Raw genomic sequence first — 23,517 nt, forward strand, 5'->3', positions numbered from 1 at the left:
GCGGTTTGCCCCTCGAAAGCCAAGGGAGGGAGCCGTGGCGCGATTTCTACACGGGCGCATGTCGCGGTTGTCCGCGCTGGCCGGGCTGTCGGTGCTGGGGTTGTCGATCGGCTGGCTCGCTCGGCGGGCGCGCGCCATTCGCCTCGAAGGCAAGGTCGCGGTCGTGACCGGCGGGTCGCGCGGGCTCGGGCTGCTCATGGCCGAGGAGCTCGTCCGGCAGGGGGCGCGGCTGGCGATCTGCGGGCGGGACGCGGAGGCCGTGGAGCGCGCGACGCGGCTGCTCAGCCGGCATGGCGCGGACGTGCTCGGCGAGGCGCGCGACCTCGGCAATCCAGCCGAAGCGGCCGCGTTCGTCGAGAGCGTGGTGTCGCGGTTCGGGCGGATCGACGTGCTCGTGAACAATGCGGGCGTGATCCAGGTGGCCCCGCTCGACATGATGGACACGGCGAAAGTCGACGAGGCGATGCGCTCGAATTTCTGGAGCGCGGCGCACATGACGTTCGCGGCGATCCCGCACCTCGGGCCGGACGCGCGGATCGTGAACGTGACCTCGGTCGGCGGGCGCGTGCCGCTGCCGCACATGCTTGGCTACACGGCGTCGAAATTCGCGATGGTGGGTTTTTCGGAGGCGATCGCGGCCGAGCTGCGCGCGCGCGGGACGAAGGTGACGACGGTGGTGCCGGGGCCGATGCGGACGGGCTCGTTCTACAATGCGGAGTTCCTCGGGCGGCAAAAGGAGGAGTTCGCCTGGTTCAGCGTGCTCTCGTCGCTGCCGTTGCTCTCGATTGACGCGCGTGTCGCGGCCGAGCGCATCGTGCGCGCGGCACGGGAAGGGCAACGGGAGGTGCACCTCGGGCTCGTGGGGAGGATCTTGCCGGTGTTGCACGGCCTCGCGCCGCGGCTGTTCGGGCTGATGGCCACGGCGCTCGCGCGTCTGTTGCCGCCGCCGGGCCATAGCGTGGAGCGGTGGAGGGGCCGCGAGATCAATTCGACGTTGCCCGGGTCGCGCCTGCTGGAGCTCGGGGACCGCGCGGCGCGGGAGAACAACGAGGAGCCGCCAGTCTGAGTCATTCCGTTCGCGGCTTCGCCCGCACCTTGCGGTGAGCCTCGCGACGCTCGTGGCGTTCGCGAAGGGGACGGACGAGCTTCTCTTCTTCATCGAGGATCATTTGTTCAATGCGTTGTTGAAACGCGAGTCCATAGCCTCTGTCCGCCTCCATGGAAAAACCAGTGTCATCTTCGTCAAGTCCCTCCCATCGAAGCGGAATACCACTCTGCACGAGCTTGCTGCGAATGCCCCTCAAGGCATTTTGGAGCGCCGCCATCGAATCAATGCTTTTTCCAAATCGAATCGAGTCATCACCCAACCCCAGGATGACGAAGGGGCATCTCCACACGTCGTCGCCAGGGGGTAATTCAGGAGAACCGATGCGGACCACGACGATGCCCCCGACGGCATCACGTCGCTCGAGGCGGCGCTCGGCAATCCAGCGCGTTCGTTTGGTTTTCGAGGTGGTCTTGCGAGGCTTGGACATGGTCATTTTCCGAACCTATTAAAGCACCAGTTGCGCTTCTCTTGTTCGCTCACCTCCGCTTTGCTCCAACATCCCTTACGGTCCCCGGTATTGGTGAAGGCATTGCACAAATCCTCCCAAAGCGCACCGCCCCCCGCGGCGGCGTCGAGGCATCGGTTCAAGTTCGGCTTGGGCCGCTTCCGAGCCGCCTCCGCGATATCCCCCTTCCCGATCTCCACCGACGCGGCGATCACGACGACGATGGGGGCCGCCTCGATGATGAGGTCGGCGAGGGCGACCGCCACGGCCACGAGCACCCCGGGGTGCCCGACGAGGCCACGCTCGGCCAGCGTCTGCCCGTTCGCAGGCGCGGGCGACGCCGACAGGCGCAGCTTGCGAAGCCCGAGCAGCTCCTCCGGGACAGTCATGCCGCGCAGCGCGATCCGCGTACACCCCGCGAGATCCGCGTGGGGCACGCCCTTCGACGCCACATCGACCACGCCGCCCTCTTCATCGACCTTCACCGTGTAGTCGAACGTGTAGTACCCCCGGGGAAGGTCGCCACCGTACTCCTCCACGCATTCGCGCAAGCGCTCTGCGGTGGCATCGGGGACACGCGGGCGGTCGTCCGGCTGCGCGGGATGGAGGATCTTGGCCGGGCAACCGAGGGGCACGAGCGCCGCCGTCGCGCAACCGAGGACCCCGAACGAGAGGGGCTTACGTAGGCGTGGATACGTCACCGCCCAAGGCGATCAGACATTCCGGATCCTGTCAACGTGGCGTGTGTCTGCCCTCACGTCCGACGGGCTGGACATGGTCCCCTGAAGCACGTACGGTGCCGCACCTATGTCCCGTACCTTCACCCCTGTTGATCTCGTCCAGCTCCCCCGCGTGGATTCGAATGGCGCCATCGCTCTTGCGAGCGCCGTCGAGTCGGCCGCCTCCAAGTACAACGATCTCCCTGCGAGCGTGACGGAGGCCGTCATTCAAATCGTCGCGGATCGTATCGTCCTCCAGCAGGCTGTCGCAAAGACGCCCGTCGGCCTTGTCACGGTCAAAGAGGCCGATCGCCGCGTGGACAAGGTCGGCGGCGCCTTCCACGACATCTGCTCGGCGTGGGCCTCGCTCGCGGAGTTCCTGCCGGAGGGGCAGGATGCGCAGGTCCTCATGGCTCGTGTCTTCCCCGATGGCCGGAAGTTCGTGAACCTGAAGGTCAAGGAGGAGTGGGCGGCGATCGAGACCAAGCTTTCGACGATTGACCGCGAGGGGCTCGGCGCACGTATCGACGCCATCGGCGCGACGCCCGTCCTCAAGCTGCTCGAGCAGATGCAGGCCGTGTATGGAGCCGTCATCGGGACGACCGAGGTCCCGGAGGAGGCGCCGGAGGTGCGCGACAGCAAGGACACGCTGCTCGATTCGCTTCGCGCCTACGTCATCCAGGTGGCCGGCACGGTCAAGCGCGGCAAGCCCGAGACGGCGGCGCGCGCCGACGCCTTGCTCCGGCCCATCCGCGAATGGGAGAGCACGAAGCCCGCCAAGGACAAGGCGGATGGCCCGGAGGCGCCCGCGGGTACGGCGTCCGGCGCGATTCGGAATTGAGCGGCGGGAATCGGGGCAAGATGTCCGAGTCTCCGGCATGGTCTGCCCAAACCGAAGCCCGACTGCGGGGCGCCGGATGGTTCCGAGGTCGCCGGGATACGCGGCGTGTTGCGCGGTGGCGGCAAACGCTGGAAACCCCCAACGGGTTTCGCATGTCGATGGCGGCCGAAAAAGTTCTGGAGGAGTTTGGCGGTCTTCGTGTGGACTGCAAAGGGCCCGGTCTCGAGTGCGCCCGCGGAGGCTTCAACTTGGACCCGGAGCTTGCGAGCGGCGAAGAAGACCGGTTCGGCGACTTCCGGGAGCCGGTTGGGAGTGATCTCTTTCCATTGGGCGAGGCGTACCATGGTGTGGTGTTTCTCGCCATCGATGACATAGGCCGGGTCTATCTTCTCGGCGACAGGATTCAACTGGCTGGGGCCAATATCTATAGCGCGCTGGACTCCATCTTGGTCGGGCGCTTGCCGAGGGAGATCGTCGCGACATAATGTGTCCCCTCTGCGCGGTGACCGACATCCGATGAGCCTCACTCGACTCGAATCAAGTCATCCCTTGCTGATGGCCGCCTATCGCAGCGCCTCGCCCGAGCAGCAGAGATCTGCGGCGTTGCGCGCGTCTGAGGGATCTCTTGCTACCGTCGGCATAAGCGACGCTGATGTGGATGCCGCGCGCGCTTGTCTCCGCGATGAGAAGCAGGCGGATCAGGTGCTGATCATGCGTCTCAGGCAGCGGGTGGAGGCGCTCGACTCCAACGACCTGCATGCCGAGGCCGACTTGGACGGTCGGACGGAGGCGTCGCTGGCCTGGTTCTCCCAGGCGCGCGCCCTGGCGGCACTCCTCTACCTCCTGGCGCCCTCACAATCCGGCAGCCTGCACGAGTCGATATACGAATCGCTGATGGCGGTGGAGGACCCAGAGCCGCTCTGTGCAGAAATAATGTCAGTGCTGCGTGTGTGACATTGATGCCGGAGATGTCGTTGGGATGCCTCATTCAATGCCCCTCCCCCCTCTCCCGAAACGAACCGCCCACCCCGGACAGGGTCCTCTCTCCTTCCCCCTCACAATCCCGAGGCCCCGCGTCGGAGTTTCCTTTTGGATCCTCCGCCCCGACACCAACCAGGGCCTGCCGGCCCTCGTTCCATCGACAGCCCATGACGACCCCGGGGGTGCCTCCTGCCTCCGCGATCGGAGAGCCGAGCTACCCAGGCGCAGGCGCCCGTCCCCCCCTGCATGACGTCTCCCCACCCTGAAGCAGGTCCTCCCCACGAAACAGACTGCGTGCATGCACCCCCTCCCAGGCTCCACGAGGGAAGCACCGAGCGCGAAGCCACCCCGAGGGGGGTCCTCCGGACCGAGGCAGGAGCGCTCGCGCAGGCCCAGGGCGGGTGCAGACGCGAAACGAGCAGCGGCCCCCGACCCCCTCCTGCCTCGCTCACCTGAGCCGATTCAGACCAGCGCCCCCATACTCGCATCCGCCGTCGCCTGCGCGTGCATCCGCCGAATGCAAAGCCTCAGCCCCTCGCGCAGATTCGCGCACGTGATCACCCGCGACAGGTCGAGCCCCAGGCTCACCACCGTCTGCGCGACGGTCGGCCGGATGCCCGTGATGATGCCCTCGGCGCCGAGCAGGCGAATGGCCGATATCAGCGAGAGGATGTGGGCCGCCGTCGCCGTGTCCACGATTTCGACGCCGGTGAGGTCCAGGATCGCATACCGAGCGCTTTGCTTGGAGACCGCCGTGAGCAGGTCGTCCATCACCCGCGCCGCGCGGGCGCTGTCGACGACGCCCACCATGGGGAGCGTCACCACGCGGTCCCATACCTCGATGATCGGCGTCTCCAGGTTGCGGATGACCTCCTGCTGCCGCTCGATCAGGTTGATCCGGTTTTGCAGCTCCTGCGTGGCGCGCTTCGAGTCGCTCTTGTCGAACGACAAACAGATGGCGCCGACGACCTCGCCGTCCGCGTTCTTGACCGGGGAAAACCAGTTCTCCCAGAGGACGCCGTGCGCTTCGACGATGTAGTGACGGTCCTCGCCGCGAAGGGCGCGCTCGACGTTCTCCAGGATCACGGCGTCATGCGCGTACGCCTCGGGGAGGTGCTTGCCGAGGTTGAAGTTGGGGCCGAGGCCGCTCGTGATCAGGCTCTTGCCGTCATTCAAGGTGACATAACCGTTCCGATCCACGACGGTCACCGCGATCTCCAGGTTGTCGAGCAACATGCGCAGGATCCGCTCCGGATCCCTTTCGCTCGGCGGCACGGCAGGCGCGGGCGCGGCGGGGAGGAGCACAGCGTGGATTGCGGGGCCATCGCTCACCCGGCGCGCGCTCCAGGAGAATGCCTGGTCGTGCCCGTCCGCCCCCCGGAGCCTGCTCACGGCGCGCAGCGCCTCGCCGTCCTCCGGCAGACGCGCCCATGACGCCTGGAAGGCGCCCCGATCCTCGGGATGCACAGCCTCCAAGAGCGAGCGCCCCTCCACGCCCTCCTGGCCGAAGAAGCGCGCGGCCTCCCGGTTCGCCATTGTAATGACGCCCTCGGGGCTCGTCACGAAATAGATACCCGGGCATGCGTCGAGGAACGATTGGAGCATGAGTTGTCCTGCTTGCCATCCTGTTACCACCGTACGCCGCAACATTGCAATCCTGCAATTTAGAATTCGTTCCTGTCAGGTTCATGACAGCCAATGCGCCGTTTGCATGGCGGTGCTGCGGGTCGCGTCCTTTCGATTTCGTGGAGGGTCTCCGCGCTTCGCCGGGGGCTCGCCGCGGCCTCGCTTGCCATGCGCCCGCCCTTTCGCTCTCATGTCCGGGTGCGCACCCAAGCCCTCGGTCTGCTCGCGCGTGTCGCGGCCGGGATCCTGTTTCCCCTCGTGCTCGGCGCATCGGGGTGCTGCGGCTGCCCGATGGGCCTGTGCTCGTCGCTGATGAAGGGGCTGCCGGGGCCGGGATCGTCGCCGCCCACGACGGGGCCCTCGCTCGGCGTGGGCGGCGGAGCGGGCGCATCCGAGGCCGAGGCCGAGGCGGGCGAGCCGAGCGCGCCGCTCGCGCCCGAGGGCGCGCAGGCCGAACGTCAGCCCGTCCACGGGAGCGCGAAGGAGCCGAGCCTGAGCCTCGACAGCAGGCTGCCCATTCGTGGGGCGCTGCAGAAGCAGGCGAGCGGCAAGACGCGCTTCGTGCCGCATGCGGCCACGGCCGCAGCGCCGATCGGGGACGGGTCTTCCTTCGTCGTCGCCGGCGCCACGGGCCTCTGGCAACACGATACGAACACGCTGGCGAAGCGCTCGCGCCTCGTCCCCGGGCCCGTGCTGGATGTCGCCGCGGCCCCGGACGGCGCGCGGTTCGCCTATACGCTCTCCGGCGGCCGCGTGCGGGTCGTCGAGTACCCGAGCCTCAAGCAGCGCACGGCGGCGACGGTCGACGTGCCGGTGCGCATGCGGTTCTCCGCGGATGGCAAGCACGTCGCGTTCGGCTCGGAGAGCGACACGGTGACGCTCCTCGACGTGGCCACGGGCAAGACCCACGTGTTCGACACGGACGAGGACGTGAACGACGTCTTCCCCCTGCCGGATCGGCCCGGGGAGGTCGCGTATGCGAGCGACGACGACGAGTTCGCGATCGTCGACGTCTTGAAGGGCCGCAAGGTGTTCGGCTCGGAGCCGCTCGTGGAGCGCTGGCGGTCCACGAACCGGCCCTTCTTCACGATGCGCGATCAACAAGCCGTCGCCTACGATCCGGTCACGAAGACGCTGATCGGCGGCGGGGACGACAACATGCTCTGGCGGGTCGACGATCTGCGCGGAGCCCCTTCGATCCGTGCGCCCATCGAGCTCGGCGGCAACGTCGTGGAGATCGCCTGTTGCGCGGGGCTTACCGCGGTGGACCGCGCGGCCTACGTGGCCGTCGATGACCTCCGGGTGCGCGCCGTGGCCCTCGACGGGCGGCTCGGGCCGCAGTTCGGGCCGCTCATGGGCAGCGTGGGCTCGTTCAAGATTCGCATCGCGCTCCTGCCCTCGGGCGACGTGCTGGTCGTGCCGCAAGGCACGCTCTACCGCTGGGGGCCGCGCACGGGCGAGGCGCTGCGCTCGTCCGATTACGCCGCGCCCTCCACGCTTTCGGGGAGCGCGCTCGACGCCGACACGGTGTACGTCCTCTGCGACACGGGCGTCTGCGTGGTCCACCGCGTGGCCCACGGCGCGCCCGCCGCGGACGTGGAGACGGTGATCCTCGGGGAGCTTCCGGGCCTCGGGATGCGCGCGATGCTGCCGTTCGACAACGGAACACGCGCGATCGTGACCTCGAAGGACAACAAGCTCCGGCTCGTGTACCTCGGGCCCGGCGGCGCGCTGGAGGCGCCGATCGACACGCCCGCGGACGCCTCGTTCGGCGAGAAGTACGCCCGGCGCGACGGCGGGACGCACGGGTGCATGCTCCCCGGCGGCGACGTCTACGAGATCACGGCGAGCCCACGCGGCGCTCGCAAAGTCGGCACGGCCGCGGGCAGCGGGCCCGTGTCGTCCTTCGACTGGGACGCGGCCTCGAAGCGCTGGCGCATCGGCCGCCGCGGCCACGGGTTCGAGTACGTCCCGTAGAACCTACCCGCGGCGCTTGAAGAACGCGTCGAGCGCGGCTTGATGCACGGGGCCGCCCCAGACCTCGGCGAAGGTCGCCCGCTCGCGCTCGATCGCGTCGCCGCGCATCGCCGCGCGGACCGCCGTGAGCGCGCGTTTCTGCGCCGCGACCACGTCACGGGCGCCGCCGGCGATCCGCCCGATGCGCTCGAGCGCCCGCTCGCGGGATGTTCCCTTCGGCACGACCTCGTTCACGAGCCCGATACGCGCGGCCTCCTCGGCGCCGACCTTCTCGGCCGAGAACATGAGCCGCGGCGCCTCGATGGGCCCCACGCGCTCGACGAGCCGCGTGAGCCCGCCCCAGGCCGGCGAGAGGCCCATGCGGGCGTGCCGGAACGCGAGCGAGGCGTGGGCCTCGAGGATCACCATGTCGCAGAGGAGCAAGAGCTCGCAGCCGCCGCCGTAGACGTTGCCCTGCACCGCGGCCACGACGGGCAGCGCGCTCGTCTCCAGGACCACGAGGTCGTCGTACATGTCGAGCACCACGGACGGGCCCGCCTGCTCCCGCACGGCGCGGCCGATCTCGTGGAGATCCCCGCCCGAAACGAACGTCTCTTCGCCCGTCGCGGTGAGCACGATGCCGCGGACCGCGGGGTCGGCCTCGGCCGCGCGGACGGCCTCGGCGATGCGGCGGGTGAGGTCTCGGTCGAGGGCGTTGCGGGTCTTCGGTCGGTCGATCGTGAGGACGAGCGCGCCCTCCGCGGGCTCGATCCGCAGGCTCAAGACGGCGCTCCGCGGGCCCGGCCATTGAGACGGCCGTTCATGCGGGAGGGGAGGGGAGGCACGCGCCGGGGCGCCATACGCTCGTCGTGGATCACGTTCGTGATGCGCAGATCGACCTCGCGTTGCGAGATGCGCCCGTGCGTCAGGGCGTACTTCTCGGCGTGCTCGATGATGGCCGAGGCCACGTCGATGCCGCTCGCGCGCTCGATGCCTTCGAGCCCGGGGGAGCTGTTGATCTCGAGGATCTTCGGCTTTTTCTTCGATTCGAGCATGTCGACGCCGGCGACCTCGAGGCCCATCACCTTGACCGCGCGGATGGCCGCGTTGCGGTAGGCGGGCAGGAGCTTGACCTTGTCGCCCTTGCCGCCGCGGTGCAGGTTCGAGCGGAATTCGCCGGGCTTGGCGACCCTGCGCATCGAGGCGATCACGCGGCCGCCGACCACGAGGATGCGGATGTCGCGGCCCTTCGACTCGCGGACGTACTCTTGCAGGACGATGTCCTGGCCCATGGCCCAGAGCGTCTCCAGGAGCGAGTGCACGGCCTGGGGGGTCTCGGCGATCATCGTGCCGATGCCCTGCGTGCCTTGCTGGAGCTTGACGATGGCGGGACAGCCGACGAGGGCGAGCGCCGAGTCGACGCCGGCGGGGCTCCGCGCGCAGATCGTCGCGGGGACGTCGATGTTCTTGCGGTTCAGGAGCTGCAAGGCGCGTAGCTTGTCGCGGCTCCGGGCGATGGAGACCGCGCTGTTCAGCACGGGCACGCCCATCAGGTCGAACTGGCGCACCACGGCGAGGCCGTAGTTCGTGATGCTCGCGCCGATGCGGGGGATCACGAGGTCGAACCGAGGCACGGGGTTGCCCTCGTGGAGCAGGCTCGACCGGCCCTTGGAGACGACGATCTGCAGGTCGAGCGGGTCGATGACCGTGATTTCGTGGCCACGCGCGCGGGCGGCCAGGACGATCCGGCTGGTCGAGTAGAGGTTCTGGTTACGCGAGAGGAGGAGGAACCGCATCCGGGGGGACCGAGGCTAGCAGAGCTTGGGAGCGGGGGCGCGCGGTTCCCTCGGCTTCGCCGGCCGGGGTACAGCCTCACATTTCTTCCTCTTGCGCCCGCGAATATTTCGTGTACGAATCATCGTGGAAACGCCGGGAAATCGTGGGGTGAGAGCGCCCCGGGGGCCGGCGCAAACCGAGGAGTTCGTGGCCATGTGGCAGCCGTTCACCGAGGAGCACGAGCAGTTCCGGAAGACCGTCCGCGCGTTCGCCGAGAAGGAGCTCGCGCCACACGCGGAGGAATGGGAGGCCGACGAGTGCTTCCCGAATTGGGTGTTCAAGCGCGCCGGTGAGCTCGGCATCCTCGGCGCCCATTTCCCCGAGGAGCACGGGGGCATGGGGCTCGACTACTGGTTCAGCGCGGCGAAGGCGGAGGAGCTGCCGCGCTCCCGCCTGGCCGGCGTGACGATGGGCCTGCTCGTGCAGAGCGACATGGCGACCCCGGTGATCAGCGACCTCGGGACGAAGGAGCAGATCGAGGAGTTTTTGAAGCCCGTGCTCGCGGGGGACAAGGTGATCTCGCTCGGCGTGAGCGAGCCTGCGGCGGGCAGCGACGTGGCGGGCATCCTCACGACGGCGCGCAAGGACGGCGACGACTACGTGCTCAGCGGGCAAAAGACGTTCATCACGAACGGGACGCGGGCCGATTTCGTGACGCTGCTGGCGAAGACGACCCCCGACCGCGGGGCGCACGGCTGCTCGTTTTTCCTGGTCCCGACGAGCCTGCCGGGCTTCAGCGTCTCGAAGAAGCTGAAGAAGGTCGGCAACAAGTCCTCGGACACGGCGGAGCTCTTCCTCGACGAGGTGCGGGTGCCGAAGCGGTACCTGCTCGGCGAGGAGAACATGGGCTTCATGTACCTGATGCAGAACTTCCAGAGCGAGCGGCTCATCGGCTCGGTCAGCGCGCTCGCCGGCGGGTTCTACATGCTGGACCAGTCGATCGCGTACGGCCGCGATCGCGTGGCGTTCGGCAAGCCGATCCTCAAGCGCGAGGTCTGGCAGCACAAGTTCGTGGACCTCTTCACGCGGGCGGAGGCGGCGAAGTCCTTCGTCTACAAGTGCGTCGACCAATACAACGACGAGCGATACGTGAAGAAGCAGGCGGTCAGCTTCGACACGGTGAAATACATCTCGATGGCGAAGGTGCTCGTGGGCGACGTGGTGAGCGACATCATGGACACGTGTCTGCAATTCCACGGCGGCTGGGGCTACATTGAGGACTTCCCGATCGCCCGCGCCTGGCGCGACCAGCGGCTCTTCCGCATCGGCGGCGGGACGACCGAGACCATGAAGTACTACATCGCCAAGTTGATGGGCTTCTGACCGAGCAGACCCACCCCCGGCCGTCCGCGCAGGCGGAAAAGTGCATCGGTGTGGGTTGGATCGCCAAAAAAACAGGAGACAAACGCGCTGGGAGGCTGTAGATACTGCGCCTCCCAAGCACGACGGGGCTGTAGCTCAGTTGGGAGAGCGCCTGACTGGCAGTCAGGAGGTCAGGGGTTCGATTCCCCTCAGCTCCACCGGCACGAAGGACGACGAGGGCGCCGCAGAACAAGCGGCGCCCTTCGTCGTTTGTGGGCACGGATCCGGAGAGGGACGGGAAGCACTCGGTCCGCGCGTGGCGCTTCGCCCTGGCGGGGTACGTGGTGCTGCTCGGGATCGTCTCGGGCCTCGCGTATGCGCGGGGGCTGCCGCTCGCCGTCCTGTCGACGCCCTACCTCGACAAGGTGCTGCACTTTCTGCTGCTCGGCGGCGCTTCGTTCCTCGCGCGGCGGGCCACGGGCGACGCGCGCGTGCCGCGGATGGGGCTGCCGGCGGGGCCGTCGGTGGTGGGGCTGCTCGCCACGATTGAGGAGTGCGCGCAGAAGTTTTCGCCGGTGCGGACCTTCAGCCTCGGCGACCTCGCGGCGAATCTGCTCGGGGTGGTGGTCTTTGGCTGGCTCGGGAGACCACGTCCGCGGAGCCACCGCGGCGATTGACTGTTTTCTCGCGAGGCGTTTACGATCGAGAGGAGATCCACGCGCGCTCGATCCCACGCGCGCGCGTTCGCGGATCGGCTTGTGGCTCTTTCGACTCGGCGGAGCGCTTGGCATGAAGACGCATACGATCCGGCGGTGGATCACGGCTGCACTCCTCGCGGGCAGCGTGTCGGCGGCGGCGATGAGCGCGAGCGCGGCCGTGCCCGTGACGATCACCAACCAAGGGCGGCTCTTCGACGCGGACGACGCGCCGATCCACGGCTCGCTGACGGTGAGGTTCGCGATCTACGACGCGCCGAACGCGCAGACGCCGCTCTGGAGCGAAGAGCACAAGGTCGACTTCGACGAGGGGTTTTACTCCGTCTCGCTCGGCTCGCTCGTGCCGTTCGACAAACTGTTCGACGGGTCGGTGCGGTACCTGGGGATCACGATCGCCGACGATCCGGAGTTAGAGCCGCGCGCGCCGATCCAGAGCGTGCCGTATGCGTTGCTCGCGAACGACGTGAACGGGGACATCCACCCGACGAGCGTCACGATCAACGGGACCGAGGTCATCAACAACAACGGCGAGTGGGTGGGTCCGCCGACGGGGCTCGTGGGTCCGACGGGTCCACAAGGCCCGACGGGTGCGGAGGGCGCGGCGGGTCCCGCAGGTGCGACGGGCGTGATGGGTCCGGCGGGTGCGATGGGTCCGGCGGGTCCGGTCGGGCCGATAGGACCGATGGGGCCGGCCGGCGCGATCGGGCCTGCGGGTCCGATGGGGCCGATGGGTCCGGCCGGCGCAACCGGCGCGACCGGTGTGACCGGCGCCGTGGGTCCCGTGGGTCCGATGGGCGCGACGGGCGCGATGGGTCCGCAAGGGGCCGTAGGCCCGACGGGCGCGGTTGGACCCATGGGTCCGCAGGGTGCGACGGGTGCTCAGGGGGACGTGGGACCCATGGGCGCGACGGGTGCGATGGGTCCGCAGGGGGCTGTAGGTCCCACCGGCGCGGTGGGACCCATGGGTCCGCAGGGTGCGACGGGTGCTCAGGGGGCCATCGGACCCATGGGGCCCACAGGTGCGGTAGGCCCGCAAGGGGTCGCAGGCCCCACCGGCGCGGTTGGACCCATGGGTCCGCAGGGTGCGACGGGTGCTCAGGGAGACGTGGGACCCATGGGCGCGACGGGTGCGATGGGTCCGCAAGGGGCTGTAGGTCCCACGGGCGCGGTGGGACCCATGGGTCCGCAGGGTGCGACGGGTGCTCAGGGGGCCATCGGACCCATGGGCGCGACGGGTGCGATGGGCCCGCAGGGGGCCGTAGGCCCGACGGGCGCGGTTGGACCCGTCGGGCCGGCGGGTGCGACGGGTCCCGTGGGAGGGGTGGGACCCACTGGCGCGACAGGTGCCGTGGGTCCGCAGGGCCCGATCGGCGCGACGGGCGCCATGGGCGCCCAGGGGCCGCAAGGCATTCAGGGGCCGCAGGGTCCGATCGGTCCGGTCGGCGCGACAGGTGCCGTGGGCCCGCAGGGCCCGATCGGCGCGACGGGCGCCGTGGGCGCGCAGGGTCCGCAAGGCATCCAGGGTCCGCAGGGCCCGATCGGCGCGACGGGCGCCGTGGGCGCGCAGGGTCCGCAAGGCATCCAGGGTCCGCAGGGCCCGATCGGCGCGACGGGCGCCGTGGGCGCGCAGGGCCCGATCGGCGCGACGGGCGCCCAGGGTCCGCAAGGCCTCCAGGGCCCGGCGGGCTCGGCGAACATCAACGGCACGACGAACTACATCATCAAGTTCACGAGCGCCACGACGGGCGGCAACTCGCGGCTCTTCGACAACGGCACCAACGTCGGCCTCGGCACCACCGCCCCGAACTCCCCGTTCCACGCCACCTCGGCGAGCACGGTCCGCACAATCCTCTCCGAGAACACGACGACCACCGGCGCAGCGATCGTCGGCATCAACTCCGCGCCGGAAGCCCTGGACGCGGTCGGTGGTTCGGGCGTGTATGGCGTGACGAGCCAGAGAGGCCTCGCGGCCGTATACGGCGACAACAACAGCCCGAGCGGCACCGCCATCCACGGCGCGGGCCAAAACGTCGGCGGCTTCATCCTCGTCGCCGGCTCCGGCGGCGCGTTCACCGGCTGGGACACAGGCACCTTTTCGAAAAACACCGCCCCGACGGGCGTCTCACAAGCCGTGTACACCGACAACGCCAACGACGTCGCCCGCATCAACTTCTGGGACGGCGGAACGATGTTCAAGATCCTGGGCATCGGCGTCGTCTCGACCACCGTCCTCGACCCGACCGATGCCGCGGGCCAGCGCCGCGTGACCCTCTACGCGCCCGAGGCCCCGGAGGTGCTTTTCGAGGACTACGGCGAGGCAAAGCTCGACCACGGCTTCGCCCACGTCGAGCTCGACCCGATCTTCACGTCCAACGTCCAGGTCGACGAGCGGCACCCGCTCCGCGTGTTCATCCAGCTCGAAGAAAACGAGCAAACGCGCGGCGTGGTCGTAAAAAACAAGACCGCGACAGGCTTCGACGTGGTGGAGCTCGGCGGCGGGGCGTCCAACATGCCCTTCCAGTGGCACGTCGTCTGCAACCGCGCAGACGAGATCACGCCGGCTGGGCGCCTCTCCCATTACGCGGATCTACGCTTTGGCATCACGCCGGAGCCGCTTCCGTCGAGGCCCGCGCGTATCGATAACCCGAGCACGCAGGGCCCGAGCGCGGCCGCGGATCCGTCGCTCGCATGGCTGCAAGCGCTCCTGCCGCTCATGCACGACGGGCGATAGCCGAACCTCTCCTCGCAGGCCGTTGCGCCGGGGCGTTGCCCCGGCGCGGCGGCCCAGGTCAGGGCTCTTGCGTGGCGCCGGGCATACCGCCGTTCAGGCGACGGCCTTCGGGCTGCTTCTGGACGCTTTGCGGCGTGGGCTGGCCCATCGTGTAGATGAGCTTGTACTTGCCGTTGCGCACCTGGGTGCCGCCGGCGACGATTTCCGTCGCGGGGTGGCCCTTTGCTGTGACGGGCGGGGGCTCGTTTTCCTTGTCCTCGACGACGAGCAGGCCTCCTGCGTCGCAGCCGAGGACGCCCATCACCGCGAAGATCGCGAGGGATCCGACCGAGAGACGCGCGAGGGAAGCCATGAGTCGATTGTAGAGCCGGCCTCGGGCGAGGTTCAAGGCTCCTTTTTCTTGATGATCACGAAGTTTGCGCGGCGGTTCTGCTGGCGGCCTTCTTTCGACTCGTTCGAGTCGACGGGCACCGTTGCGCCGTAGCCTTTGGCCACGAGCTTCTCGGGTGGGATGCCGCGCTTGATGAGCCAGGCGCGCACCGAGTCGGCGCGGCTCTGCGAGAGGATCTTGTTGTACTCGTCGGCGCCCACCGCGTCGGCGTGGCCTTGCACCTCGATGAGCTCGATCTCGGGGTGCTGGAGGATCGCGTCGCGGACCTCGTGCAGGAGGTCGTCGCTCATCGGATCCACCGTCTGGTACTGGCTCGACAACCCGAACCGGAAGCGGATCTGGCGCCGGATGACGATCTCTTTCGACGTGACCTCGACCCTTGGACAGCCGTTGTGCTGCGGCTCCGGATCGGGCTTTCCGGGCACGTCGGGACATGCGTCTGTCTTGTCGGGGATCGTGTCCGCGTCGCGATCGGGCGGGCAGCCGTGCTTCTTGGGGTCCTCGTTTGGCGCGCCGGGATCCTTGGGACAGGCGTCGACGGCGTCGAGGATGCCGTCTTCGTCCGTGTCGGGTGGGCAGCCGTTTTTCTTGGGATCCGCGCTCTTCGCGCCGGGCTCGCTCGGGCAGGCGTCCTTCGTGTCGACGATGGAGTCGCCGTCGGTGTCGGGCGGGCAGCCGTTCTTCGTCGGATCTTCGTTCTTCGGGCCGGGCTCGTTCGGACAGGCGTCCTGTTTGTCCGCGATGTGATCGCCGTCGGTGTCGACCGGACAGCCGTTCTTGTGGGGATCGTCGTTCGCGGGGCCCGGCGTCTCGGGGCAGGCGTCGCGTTTGTCGGGGATGTCGTCGCCGTCCGTGTCCTTGTCGGCCGGGGCGGCTTGGGGCTCGTAGCCGATGCTGCCGACTGCCGAAAAGACGGGCGTTCCATACCCCTGCGTGAGGCCGGGGCCTGCGGCCGCGCCGACGACCAGGAAGGGCAGCGGGCGGAGCTTGGCGCCGACGAGCAGCTCGGCCGAGACGGGGGACGCGACGGAGATGCGCGTGTCCTCCGTGTCGAGGAGGACTTCGCGCGAGAACGGTGTCGAGAGCGAGAGCTCGGGGCCGACCTGGAAGAAGTCCTTGCCGAAGACCACGGCCGCGCCGGCGCGCGCGTCGAACGTGTGCGGGCGGGCCGAGGCGCGCAGGGTCGTGCCGACCGAGACGCTGTACAGGAACCGATCGACGCGGCCGCCCAGGATGACGTGTGGCTCGCCGCGGACCGCGCCTTCGGCTGCGTAGCCGGCCGGGCCGGTGGGCGTGTAGAGGTAGCCGCCGAGGCCGACCTGGAAGGCGCCGCGATCCGCGCCGAAGAGCCGCACGCGCGCGCCGATGCGCAGGTCGCCGACCTCGGCCGATTGCGGCGAGGCGAACTGCGCGCCGAGGACGGTGGGGCTGTCGCCGCCCTGCGCGAGCGCGAAGGGCATGTCGAGCGAGACGAGCAGCCGATCCCAGAGCGCGAGCGAGGCGTTCACGTGGAGGAACGTCTGCTGCGAGACGATGGCGTAGCGGGTGTCGCCTTCCTGGATCGAGAGCGGGCTCAGGCCGAAGTCGACGACGGCCTTGGCGCGCGGGATGAGGTGACCGCCGACGCCCGGGGAGGGGACGCCGAAGAGCGCGTCGCCGGCAACGGAGGGCTGGAAGCGCTCGAGGGCGCCGGTCGCGCTCGCGTCTTGCGCGAGGGACGGACACGCGAAAAGGAAGACCGCGGCCCCAGCCAGGATCGACCGAGTCCGCCCCAGGCGGCGATCTAGGCGCATATCTGCAGAAAACCCTGACCACGCGTGGGCTGTCAAGCCGCGTGGCAGACGCGACGCGCTTCCGCGAGGGCGACCCGGCGGAGTACAACGGCAGGCCCATGGATCGCCGAATCTCCGCTCGCGCCGCGGCTTGCCAAGCCGTCTTGCGGCCTTTTTTGCTGGTCGTGGCGCTCGCCGGGGGGTGCGACGCGCTGCCCGACCTCGCCGTGACACACCTCGGCCGGGGGGATCAGGCGCTCGCGGAGGGGCGGTACGGGGAGGCGCTCGCCGCGTACGCCCACGCGCACGAGCTCGCGCCGCACGATGCGCGCGTGCAACGGGCGCAGATGCGGGCGCGGGTTTCCCTCATGGCCGAGAGCCCCGCGCGGGTCGCCGCGGACGCGCTGGACGACGTGGCGTACGAGGCGGAGTTTTTGCGCGGGACGGAGAAGGGCCTCGAAGCCGTGTGCTTGACCGCGCTCGGGAACGTGCTCGCGCGGCGCGGGGACCGGGAAGGCGCGCGGCTGAAGCTCGCCGAGGCCGTGAAGGCCGATCCGAATGCGTACGTGGCGCACGCGGCGCTGGGCGCGTTGCTCGCCGGAAGGCCGGAGGCTGCGGCGGAGGCGAAGGTCGCGCTGGAGCGGGCGCTCGTGTTGCGGCCCGGGGCGGCCGGGCCACTCGCGGGGCTCGGGAAGATCAAGCTCGCCGAAGGGGATGCGCCCGGCGCGATCGAGCGGTTCGTGGCGGCGCTGGAGGCGGGGGACGACTTCGGGACGCGGCTCGCGCTGGGGCAAACGCGCCTGCAGCAGGGCAAACACGCCGAGGCCGCGGCGGACCTCCAGCGCGCGGCGCAGATGGATCCGCGGAGCCCGGAGGCGCTCGGCCTGCTCGGGCAGGCGCTGCTCGGCGCGGGCAACCTCGACGAGGCGGAGCGGGCGCTCCGGGCGTCCTTGGAGCTTCGGCCCGACGTGGGGACGTCGATCGCGCTCGGGTTCACGCTGGCGCGGCGGAAGAAGTCGGTCGCGGCGCTCGACGTGCTCGAAGGGGTGCTCGTGGCCGATCCGGTCGCGCCGCCGGCGCTCTTCGGCGTGGGCATGGCGAACCAGGACCTCGGGCGCACTCCGCAGGCGCTCGCCGCGTTTCGTCGGCTGCTCGGGTTGCCGCTCGAAGGCCCGCAGAAGCAGCACGTCGCCGATCTCCAGCGCGAGGCGAAGGCCCGCGTCGAGGCGCTCGAAGCGGCGCAGGAGAAAGCTGCCGAGGCCGCCCCGGAAAAACCTCCCCAGGCGAAACGATGATCCTGCGCTCGTTCGGCGCGGCACTCGTGACGTTCGTCCGCACGTATGCCGTGCTGCTCGGGCTCGTGGGGCTCGGGGCGGCGCTCCGGATCCTGTGGAACGACGCCGCGTCGTATGCGCCCGCGGACGAGGCGTACTACGTCTCCTCGACGCAGTTTCTCCTGCGCGAGGGGTGGTCCGCGTACCCGCGGCTCGTCGCGACCCACCTCGAACGCGCGGATCTCGCGGCGTCCCCCACGCCGCTCCGGTGGGGCTACTTCGTGATGACCTCGCTCGCGTGCGCTGCGGATGCGCCGTGTGACGGCCGCGCGCTCGCGTGGCTCTCGACGATCGCGGGGATCGTGTCGATCGTGTTCACGTACCTGCTCGGCGCGCGCCTCGTGGGTCCACGCGCAGGGCTCGTCGCCGCCGCGCTCACGGTGACGTCGCCGCTCCAGCTCGCCCTCTCGCGCCGCGCGCTCCAGGACGAGGTGTACTGCGCGGTCTTCCTGGCCGCGGCGTGGGCGCTCGTGCGGCTCTTCCAGGACGAACGCCCGTCGTCGCTCCGCGCGCGGCTTCGACCCATGGCGTTGTTCGTGCTCCTCGCGACGCTCGCGTTCGCCGTGAAGGAGGCGTTCGTCTTTCCGTATGCGGCCCTCGCGGCCGCGACCATTCTCGCCTCGCGTTCGCGCATCCGCGCCGCGGAGGCGCTGCTCTTCCTGGCCCCGCCGGTCCTCTTCTTCGCGGGCTTCGTTCTCCTCGGCCGCGACGGTTCGGCCTTCTTCGACCTGCTCCGCGTCACGCAGGCCTCGTTCCTCGGCGACTACAACATCCAGTACCAGGGCGGCCCGCCGCACCGGCCCCTGTTCGACCTCTTCGTGCTTGCGCCGATCGTCTGCGTCCTCGCGACCTTTGCGCTCGCGCGTCTGGCCGAGCGCCCCCGCGACGATCGTGGCGCGCGCTGGCTCGTGGCCTTCCTGCTCGTCTCGCTCGTCGCGTTCGCGGGGCTGCCCAAGAACCTGCGTTTCCTCGTGGTGCTCGACCCGATCCTCCGCCTGCTCGCCGCGTGGGCGCTCGTCACGTTCCCCTGGGCCGGGCGGGCGCGCGGGGCCGCGTTCGTCGCGGCCTGGGTGATCCCCTCGGCCGTGCTCGAGCTCGCCCTGTTCCACGAGACGTTCATCACCTTTCGCACCTATGATCCCACCACGTACGACGTCCTCCGCGCGCTCGGGGCCCTGCCGGGTCCCGCTGCGCGTGCGGGCGCGGGCGCCTTCCCGCTCGTCTTTTTCGCGGCGCTCGGGGCCCTGCTCGTGGGGCTCGTCGTTCGAAGGAAAGTCGCCGTGACGGAACCCGAAACCAACGCAAAAAGCAGGGACGAAGAGGCCTCGGAGAAGCCCGCCGCGAAGGCCGCCGCGCGCGCGCCGAAAGAGGCCGGCGGGCCGAGCTTCGTGGTGTTCTGGCTCGGCGCCGTCGTGGTCGGCGTGCTGGCGATCGTCATCGCCTGGAAAGCGTCGAGCCCGCTTCCAGCCGGAAAACCGGGCGGCGCGGTCCTGCCGGCCGTGCCGCCGAGCCCGCGCGCGGCCGCTCCGCGGAGCCCCGGCGCGCAGCCGGATCCGATGAACCTCGGGCTCGCGGCGCTCTACACGCAGAACGATCCCGTCCTCGCGGCGGCGCGGTTCCGCGAGGTGCTCGCGCAAAACCCCGATCACTACGGCGCGACGTACCAGCTCGCGACGGCGCTCGAACAGGCCGGAGATCCCCGCGGCGCGCGGCCGCTCTGGGCGAAGATGGCAGCGATGGCCGACGGGATCGGCGACACGAAGACGGCCGAGCACGCCCGCGCGCGGACGGCTGCGATCGACGCGCAGCTCAACACCTTGTCGCTCGACGATCCGACGGCCTCGATGCAGCTCGGCCTCGACGCGCTCTACAACAGGAAAAACCCCGAGGCCGCGGCGGCGCATTTCCGCGCCGTGCTCGCGCATCACCCGGATCACTACGGCGCGACATTCCAGCTCGCGACGGCGCTCGACCAGGCCGGGCGGCCGGCCGAGGCGCGCCCGCTCTGGACGAAGATGCTCGGCATGGCCGAGGGCATCGGCGACACGAAGACCGCCGAGGCCGCGCGCGCGCGGCTTTCCCAGAAGCCTTGAGCGCCTACGGCTTGCGTTCCCACTATTGGAGGCCCAACGACCGGGCGAGCTCGGCGCCGCGCGGGTCTTTGGGGTGCGCCTCGCGGAGCTTCTGCGTGTGGTGCTTCGCTTCGTCGACGACGCCGCGCCGGAACGTGAGGAGCGCGAGGTTGTAGCGCGCGTCCGCGAAGGTCGGGTCCGCCCGCAGGGCCGCGAGGTAGGCCGCGCGCGCGGCGTTGTAGTCGCCGCGGCGATCGGCCACGAGCCCGAGGTCGTACTGCGCCTCGGCGTCGCCCGGCTCAGCGGCGACGAGCGGGCCGAGCGCACGGGCGGCCTCGTCGAGATCACCCTTCACGAGGGCCGAGGCGCCGACGAAGAGCGCGGCGCTTCGGCCGGCCCCGAGCTCGACGGCGCGCCTCGCCTCCCGCATCGCCTCGGCGTCCTTGCCTTGACCGGCGAGCGCGAGGGCGAGGGCGTAGCGCAGCCGCGCCTCCGCGCCGCCGAGGGCGAGGGCGCGCCGGGCCGCCTCCTCGGCCTGCATCGACTGACCGCTCAGGCCGAGCGTTTCCGCATGGAGGGCGCGCAGAGCGGCGTCGCTGGGGCAACGCTCGTGGGCGGCGCGCGCGAGGCCTTCGGCCTGCACGAAGTCGCGGGCGCGGATGGCGATCTCGGCGTGCTCGCCCTGGCAGCGGCAGCTCCCGGGGTGCAGCCGCAAGCACTCGTCCACGACGGCGCGGGCCGCCAGAAAGTCCCGCGCGCCGAGCGGCTTGCGCGTGAGCTCGCCGATCGCGCGGGGATGCTCGCCGTCGCGTCGCAGCGCTTCCCACCACATCTGCATGGGAGAGGTGAGCCAGGACGAAGCGGACGCAAAGACGAGCGCGCCGAGCGTGAGCACGGCGAGGGCCGCAAAGCCCTGCGCATGGCGAACACGCGGGAGCTTCTCGCCCGCGAGCGTCGAGGCCACGAGCAGGAGGGAGGCCCAGGCCGGGACTGCGACGAACACCACGCCCTGGCCGAGCGGCGCGCGGCCGTCGCGGAAGTAGAGCGCGGCGCCGAGCGCGGCCGCGACGGAGACCCACGCGAACGCCGCGCTCCACGCGAACCCCCGCCGAGGCACCCCCCACGCGCGGAGCCGTACGGCGCCGTAGAGAACGGCGCCGAGGAGGAGCACGGCCAGGATGGCCGCGACGATCGGGTTTGCGGGGGGCGAGGGCTCGGGCGAGAAGAGCGGCGGCGCGAGCGCGAGCAAGAGAAGACGCGCGGCGCGCGTCACCACATCGAGCAGGAGGAGCACGCGCGGAATTTACCCCGCCGCGACGCTCGAGACGTCACTCTTCGCGGCCTCGACGATCTCTTGCGCGTACCGGGCGATGAGCGCCTCGTCCTCGCCCTCGACCATCACGCGGAGCTTCGGCTCCGTGCCGCTCCAGCGCACGAGCACGCGGCCCTTGCCGCCGAGCGTCTTCTCCACGCGGTCGACGACGAGCCGCATCGTCTGCATCGATTCGAGCGGCAAGCGCCGCACGAACGTGGCGTTCTCCAGCACCTGCGGCACGCGCTGCATGGCCCGCGACGCGAGCTCCGAGAGCGGCTTGCCCGACTCCAGCATGATCGCGAGGACCTGGAGCGCCGCCACGATGCCGTCGCCCGTGGTCGCGTGGTCGAGGAAGATGAGGTGACCGGATTGTTCGCCGCCGAAGCTGTAGCCGCCGGCGCGCATGGCCTCGACGACGTACCGGTCGCCGACGGCGGTGCGCTCGACGCGGCCGCCCTCGGCCGCGAGCGCGCGTTCGAGGCCGAGGTTCGACATGACCGTGCTGACCACGGTGCCGTGCGGCAGCTTGCCCTGGCGGAGCAGGCGGAGCGCGACGAGCGCCATGATCACGTCGCCGTCGACGATCTGGCCCTTTTCGTCGACCATGATCACGCGGTCGGCGTCGCCGTCGAGCGCGATGCCGAGCGCGGCGCCCTTGCGCACGACCTCGGAGGCCACGTGGTCGGGGTGCAAGGCGCCGCAGTCGCGGTTGATGTTGCGGCCGTTCGGCTTCACGCCGAGCGGGACGACGTCCGCGCCGAGTTCGCCGAAGACGAGCGGCGCGACCTTGTAGGCGGCGCCGTGCGCGGCGTCGCAGACGAGCTTGACGCCGTCGAGCGAGAGCTGCGCGGGGAAGGTGTTCTTGCAGAACACGACGTACCGGCCGCGCGCGTCTTCGAGCCGCATGGCGTCGCCGATGGCGGCGCCGGTGACGCGGAGCGCGTCGAGCTCGCCGCCCTCCATGAGCCGCTCGATCGCGGCCTCCTCGGCGTCCGGCAGCTTGAAGCCGTCGGGGCCGAAGATCTTGATGCCGTTGTCGCCGTACGGGTTGTGGCTGGCGCTGATCACGACGCCGGCGTCGGCGCGCATGCTCCGCGTGAGCTGCGCGACGGCCGGGGTGGGGATCGGGCCGCTCAGCATGACGTGACCGCCCATCGCGCAGATGCCCGAGGCGAGCGCGGTCTCGAACATGTAGCCGCTGAGCCGCGTGTCCTTGCCGATGACGACACGCACCTTGCGGCCTTTTCCGCGCCGCGCGACGAACGCGATGGCGCGCCCGAGTCGCAACGCCATCTCGGGCGTCATGGGCGGTTCGTTCGCGGTCCCACGAACGCCATCCGTCCCGAAGAGCTTGCGTCCGCTGCTCTTGGTCAAAGGCTCTTGCTCCTTTTTCCTGGTCGACTCCGTCCTGGCCACGCCGCCACGCTAGCCGCGGACGTGGCCGAACGTTAGCCCCTAGATGAGGCGTCCGTCGGGGAGAGGTCCTCGGGCCGGCGTGAGGCGGCGGCGGTTCGATGACGGTCCGGAGAAACGGGTTCTTTGGGAGGAGAAGAAATTCGAGAAGACGATTCGGCGTGATCCGTTGGAGACATGGCGAGCGCGTGATCAGCGTGATTTGAGCGACGACGCCGCGCGACGTGCTGCGACGCGCCCGACCACGTATCCAATCGTGAACACATGCCAGGGCCGGAGCCCGCTCGCCTCGCCGCGGTAGACGGGTTTTACAGCGACCTCGTGAATGCGATGTCCATGACGGGCGAGCGTGCCGAGCAAGTCGTTCGGGTATCCATACCGCGCCCACATCCCCTCGTGGAGCAGGCAATCCATCGCCGCCGCGCCGATCGCGGTATACCCGCACTGGCTATCCGATAGCGACGGCAATCCCGCCGCATGGCGCGTCATCCACGCGAGCGCCGAGGTGCCGAGGAGCCGGTGGAGCGGCATGTCCTTCCACACGGAGGGGTGGCGCAGGCGATCGCCTTTGACGTAATCGGCTTCGCCGCGCGCTACGGGCCCGACGACGGCGGGCAGGTCGAGCGGATCCATCTGCCCGTCGCCTGCCATCACGGCCGCGACGTCGGCCGCGAGCGCCCGCGCCTCGCGATACCCGGTCAAGATGGCCGCCCCGACGCCGCGGTTGTCCGCGTGCCGCACGAGCACGAGGCGCGTGTCCCCCGCGGCGCGCGCGGCGGCCGAGGTGGCGTCGTCGCTCGCGTCGTCGACCACGACGACGTGATCCACGAACGAAGGCACGGTCCGCACCGTCTCCGCAATCCGATCCTCTTCCCGGAACGCCGGGATCACCACGGCGATACGCGCACCCGAGTACACGAGGCGACGCCTTTAGCGAAACCGCGCGACGATTTCAACCC

At 70.0% G+C, this 23,517-nt stretch carries 20 protein-coding genes and 1 tRNA gene; 11 read left to right on the plus strand and 10 right to left on the minus strand.

Annotation, left to right across the window (positions count from 1 at the left end; genetic code table 11):
- Positions 1-34: 34 nt before the first annotated feature.
- A complete protein-coding gene (locus QHF89_RS06885; protein WP_284720172.1) occupies positions 35-1,066 on the plus strand; it encodes an SDR family NAD(P)-dependent oxidoreductase in 1,032 nt (343 codons plus the stop codon).
- A gap of 1 nt (position 1,067) precedes the next feature.
- Here QHF89_RS06885 and QHF89_RS06890 read toward each other — a convergent pair whose 3' ends face one another.
- Both QHF89_RS06890 and QHF89_RS06895 read right to left on the minus strand, forming a co-directional pair.
- A complete protein-coding gene (locus QHF89_RS06890; protein ID WP_136965868.1) occupies positions 1,068-1,541 on the minus strand; it encodes a DUF6968 family protein in 474 nt (157 codons plus the stop codon).
- Entirely contained in the window at positions 1,538-2,254 is a 717-nt protein-coding gene (locus QHF89_RS06895; RefSeq protein ID WP_136965867.1) for a hypothetical protein, read from the minus strand. The genes QHF89_RS06890 and QHF89_RS06895 overlap by 4 nt, the downstream gene beginning before the upstream one ends.
- A 106-nt stretch (positions 2,255-2,360) precedes the next feature.
- On the opposite strand from QHF89_RS06895, the gene QHF89_RS06900 reads away from it, so the two are divergent.
- The 3 genes from QHF89_RS06900 (at position 2,361) to QHF89_RS06910 (ending at position 4,067) form a co-directional block, all read left to right on the plus strand.
- Entirely contained in the window at positions 2,361-3,113 is a 753-nt protein-coding gene (locus tag QHF89_RS06900; protein WP_136965866.1) for a hypothetical protein, read from the plus strand.
- Positions 3,114-3,133: 20 nt separating this feature from the next.
- A complete protein-coding gene (locus QHF89_RS06905; RefSeq protein WP_284720173.1) occupies positions 3,134-3,598 on the plus strand; it encodes an SUKH-3 domain-containing protein in 465 nt (154 codons plus the stop codon).
- Positions 3,599-3,668: 70 nt separating this feature from the next.
- On the plus strand, positions 3,669-4,067 hold the full coding sequence (locus tag QHF89_RS06910) for a hypothetical protein (RefSeq protein ID WP_136965864.1): 399 nt from the start codon (positions 3,669-3,671) through the stop codon (positions 4,065-4,067).
- A 489-nt stretch (positions 4,068-4,556) separates the two neighbouring features.
- Here QHF89_RS06910 and QHF89_RS06915 read toward each other — a convergent pair whose 3' ends face one another.
- Positions 4,557-5,699: a PAS domain-containing protein gene (locus tag QHF89_RS06915; RefSeq protein WP_284720174.1), complete on the minus strand. Its 1,143-nt coding sequence runs from the start codon at positions 5,697-5,699 to the stop codon at positions 4,557-4,559.
- A gap of 219 nt (positions 5,700-5,918) precedes the next feature.
- On the opposite strand from QHF89_RS06915, the gene QHF89_RS06920 reads away from it, so the two are divergent.
- Entirely contained in the window at positions 5,919-7,697 is a 1,779-nt protein-coding gene (locus QHF89_RS06920; RefSeq protein ID WP_136965862.1) for a WD40 repeat domain-containing protein, read from the plus strand.
- Positions 7,698-7,700: 3 nt separating this feature from the next.
- On the opposite strand, the gene QHF89_RS06925 is transcribed toward QHF89_RS06920, so the two are convergent.
- Together QHF89_RS06925 and QHF89_RS06930 are read right to left on the minus strand one after the other, a co-directional pair.
- Positions 7,701-8,459, minus strand: a complete 759-nt coding sequence (locus QHF89_RS06925) for an enoyl-CoA hydratase/isomerase family protein (protein WP_136965861.1) — start codon at positions 8,457-8,459, stop codon at positions 7,701-7,703.
- Positions 8,456-9,472 (minus strand): ATP-grasp domain-containing protein, encoded by a 1,017-nt coding sequence (locus tag QHF89_RS06930; RefSeq protein WP_136965860.1) that lies wholly within the window; start codon positions 9,470-9,472, stop codon positions 8,456-8,458. Before QHF89_RS06930 ends, QHF89_RS06925 begins: the two co-directional genes overlap by 4 nt.
- Before the next feature lie 193 nt (positions 9,473-9,665).
- On the opposite strand from QHF89_RS06930, the gene QHF89_RS06935 reads away from it, so the two are divergent.
- From QHF89_RS06935 to QHF89_RS06950, 4 genes are all read left to right on the plus strand, one after another.
- On the plus strand, positions 9,666-10,835 hold the full coding sequence (locus QHF89_RS06935) for an acyl-CoA dehydrogenase family protein (RefSeq protein ID WP_136965859.1): 1,170 nt from the start codon (positions 9,666-9,668) through the stop codon (positions 10,833-10,835).
- 124 nt (positions 10,836-10,959) lie between these two features.
- Positions 10,960-11,032 (plus strand) — tRNA-Ala (locus QHF89_RS06940).
- Between the two features lie 54 nt (positions 11,033-11,086).
- Positions 11,087-11,491, plus strand: a complete 405-nt coding sequence (locus QHF89_RS06945) for a VanZ family protein (protein ID WP_136965858.1) — start codon at positions 11,087-11,089, stop codon at positions 11,489-11,491.
- Positions 11,492-11,603: 112 nt separating this feature from the next.
- Positions 11,604-14,261, plus strand: a complete 2,658-nt coding sequence (locus tag QHF89_RS06950) for a collagen-like domain-containing protein (RefSeq protein WP_284720175.1) — start codon at positions 11,604-11,606, stop codon at positions 14,259-14,261.
- 58 nt (positions 14,262-14,319) lie between these two features.
- On the opposite strand, the gene QHF89_RS06955 is transcribed toward QHF89_RS06950, so the two are convergent.
- Together QHF89_RS06955 and QHF89_RS06960 are read right to left on the minus strand one after the other, a co-directional pair.
- Complete coding sequence (locus QHF89_RS06955; RefSeq protein WP_136965857.1) at positions 14,320-14,649, minus strand: hypothetical protein; 330 nt, start codon at positions 14,647-14,649, stop codon at positions 14,320-14,322.
- The gene (locus QHF89_RS06960) at positions 14,646-16,445 is read right to left on the minus strand and encodes an OmpA family protein (protein ID WP_136965856.1); all 1,800 of its coding nucleotides are present in this window, start codon (positions 16,443-16,445) and stop codon (positions 14,646-14,648) included. The genes QHF89_RS06955 and QHF89_RS06960 overlap by 4 nt, the downstream gene beginning before the upstream one ends.
- Positions 16,446-16,486: 41 nt before the next feature.
- Here QHF89_RS06960 and QHF89_RS06965 point away from each other — a divergent pair, with 41 nt between their 5' ends.
- Both QHF89_RS06965 and QHF89_RS06970 read left to right on the plus strand, forming a co-directional pair.
- Entirely contained in the window at positions 16,487-17,719 is a 1,233-nt protein-coding gene (locus QHF89_RS06965; protein WP_284720176.1) for a tetratricopeptide repeat protein, read from the plus strand.
- The gene (locus tag QHF89_RS06970; protein WP_136965854.1) at positions 17,716-19,851 is read left to right on the plus strand and encodes a tetratricopeptide repeat protein; all 2,136 of its coding nucleotides are present in this window, start codon (positions 17,716-17,718) and stop codon (positions 19,849-19,851) included. Before QHF89_RS06965 ends, QHF89_RS06970 begins: the two co-directional genes overlap by 4 nt.
- A 22-nt stretch (positions 19,852-19,873) precedes the next feature.
- Here the strand turns inward: QHF89_RS06970 and QHF89_RS06975 are convergent, their stop codons facing one another.
- The 3 genes from QHF89_RS06975 to QHF89_RS06985 all read right to left on the minus strand — a co-directional run bounded on the left by QHF89_RS06975 (position 19,874) and on the right by QHF89_RS06985 (position 23,476).
- Positions 19,874-21,124 (minus strand): tetratricopeptide repeat protein, encoded by a 1,251-nt coding sequence (locus tag QHF89_RS06975; protein WP_136965853.1) that lies wholly within the window; start codon positions 21,122-21,124, stop codon positions 19,874-19,876.
- A 9-nt stretch (positions 21,125-21,133) separates the two neighbouring features.
- A complete protein-coding gene (gene glmM / locus QHF89_RS06980; RefSeq protein WP_276567954.1) occupies positions 21,134-22,561 on the minus strand; it encodes a phosphoglucosamine mutase in 1,428 nt (475 codons plus the stop codon).
- A 189-nt stretch (positions 22,562-22,750) separates the two neighbouring features.
- Positions 22,751-23,476, minus strand: a complete 726-nt coding sequence (locus QHF89_RS06985; RefSeq protein WP_284720177.1) for a glycosyltransferase — start codon at positions 23,474-23,476, stop codon at positions 22,751-22,753.
- Positions 23,477-23,517: the final 41 nt, after the last annotated feature.

The organism is Polyangium sorediatum (assembly GCF_029946465.1).
GTDB lineage: Bacteria > Myxococcota_A > Polyangia > Polyangiales > Polyangiaceae > Polyangium > Polyangium fumosum.

Coding starts and splice junctions, on each gene's coding strand:
- QHF89_RS06930 (WP_136965860.1), bottom strand. CDS start 9,472: ATGCGGTTCCTCCTCCTCTCGCGTAACCAGAACCTCTACTCGACCAGC.
- QHF89_RS06950 (WP_284720175.1), top strand. CDS start 11,604: ATGAAGACGCATACGATCCGGCGGTGGATCACGGCTGCACTCCTCGCG.
- QHF89_RS06910 (WP_136965864.1), top strand. CDS start 3,669: ATGGCCGCCTATCGCAGCGCCTCGCCCGAGCAGCAGAGATCTGCGGCG.
- QHF89_RS06900 (WP_136965866.1), top strand. CDS start 2,361: ATGTCCCGTACCTTCACCCCTGTTGATCTCGTCCAGCTCCCCCGCGTG.
- QHF89_RS06890 (WP_136965868.1), bottom strand. CDS start 1,541: ATGACCATGTCCAAGCCTCGCAAGACCACCTCGAAAACCAAACGAACG.
- QHF89_RS06915 (WP_284720174.1), bottom strand. CDS start 5,699: ATGCTCCAATCGTTCCTCGACGCATGCCCGGGTATCTATTTCGTGACG.
- QHF89_RS06960 (WP_136965856.1), bottom strand. CDS start 16,445: ATGCGCCTAGATCGCCGCCTGGGGCGGACTCGGTCGATCCTGGCTGGG.
- QHF89_RS06970 (WP_136965854.1), top strand. CDS start 17,716: ATGATCCTGCGCTCGTTCGGCGCGGCACTCGTGACGTTCGTCCGCACG.
- QHF89_RS06905 (WP_284720173.1), top strand. CDS start 3,134: ATGTCCGAGTCTCCGGCATGGTCTGCCCAAACCGAAGCCCGACTGCGG.
- QHF89_RS06935 (WP_136965859.1), top strand. CDS start 9,666: ATGTGGCAGCCGTTCACCGAGGAGCACGAGCAGTTCCGGAAGACCGTC.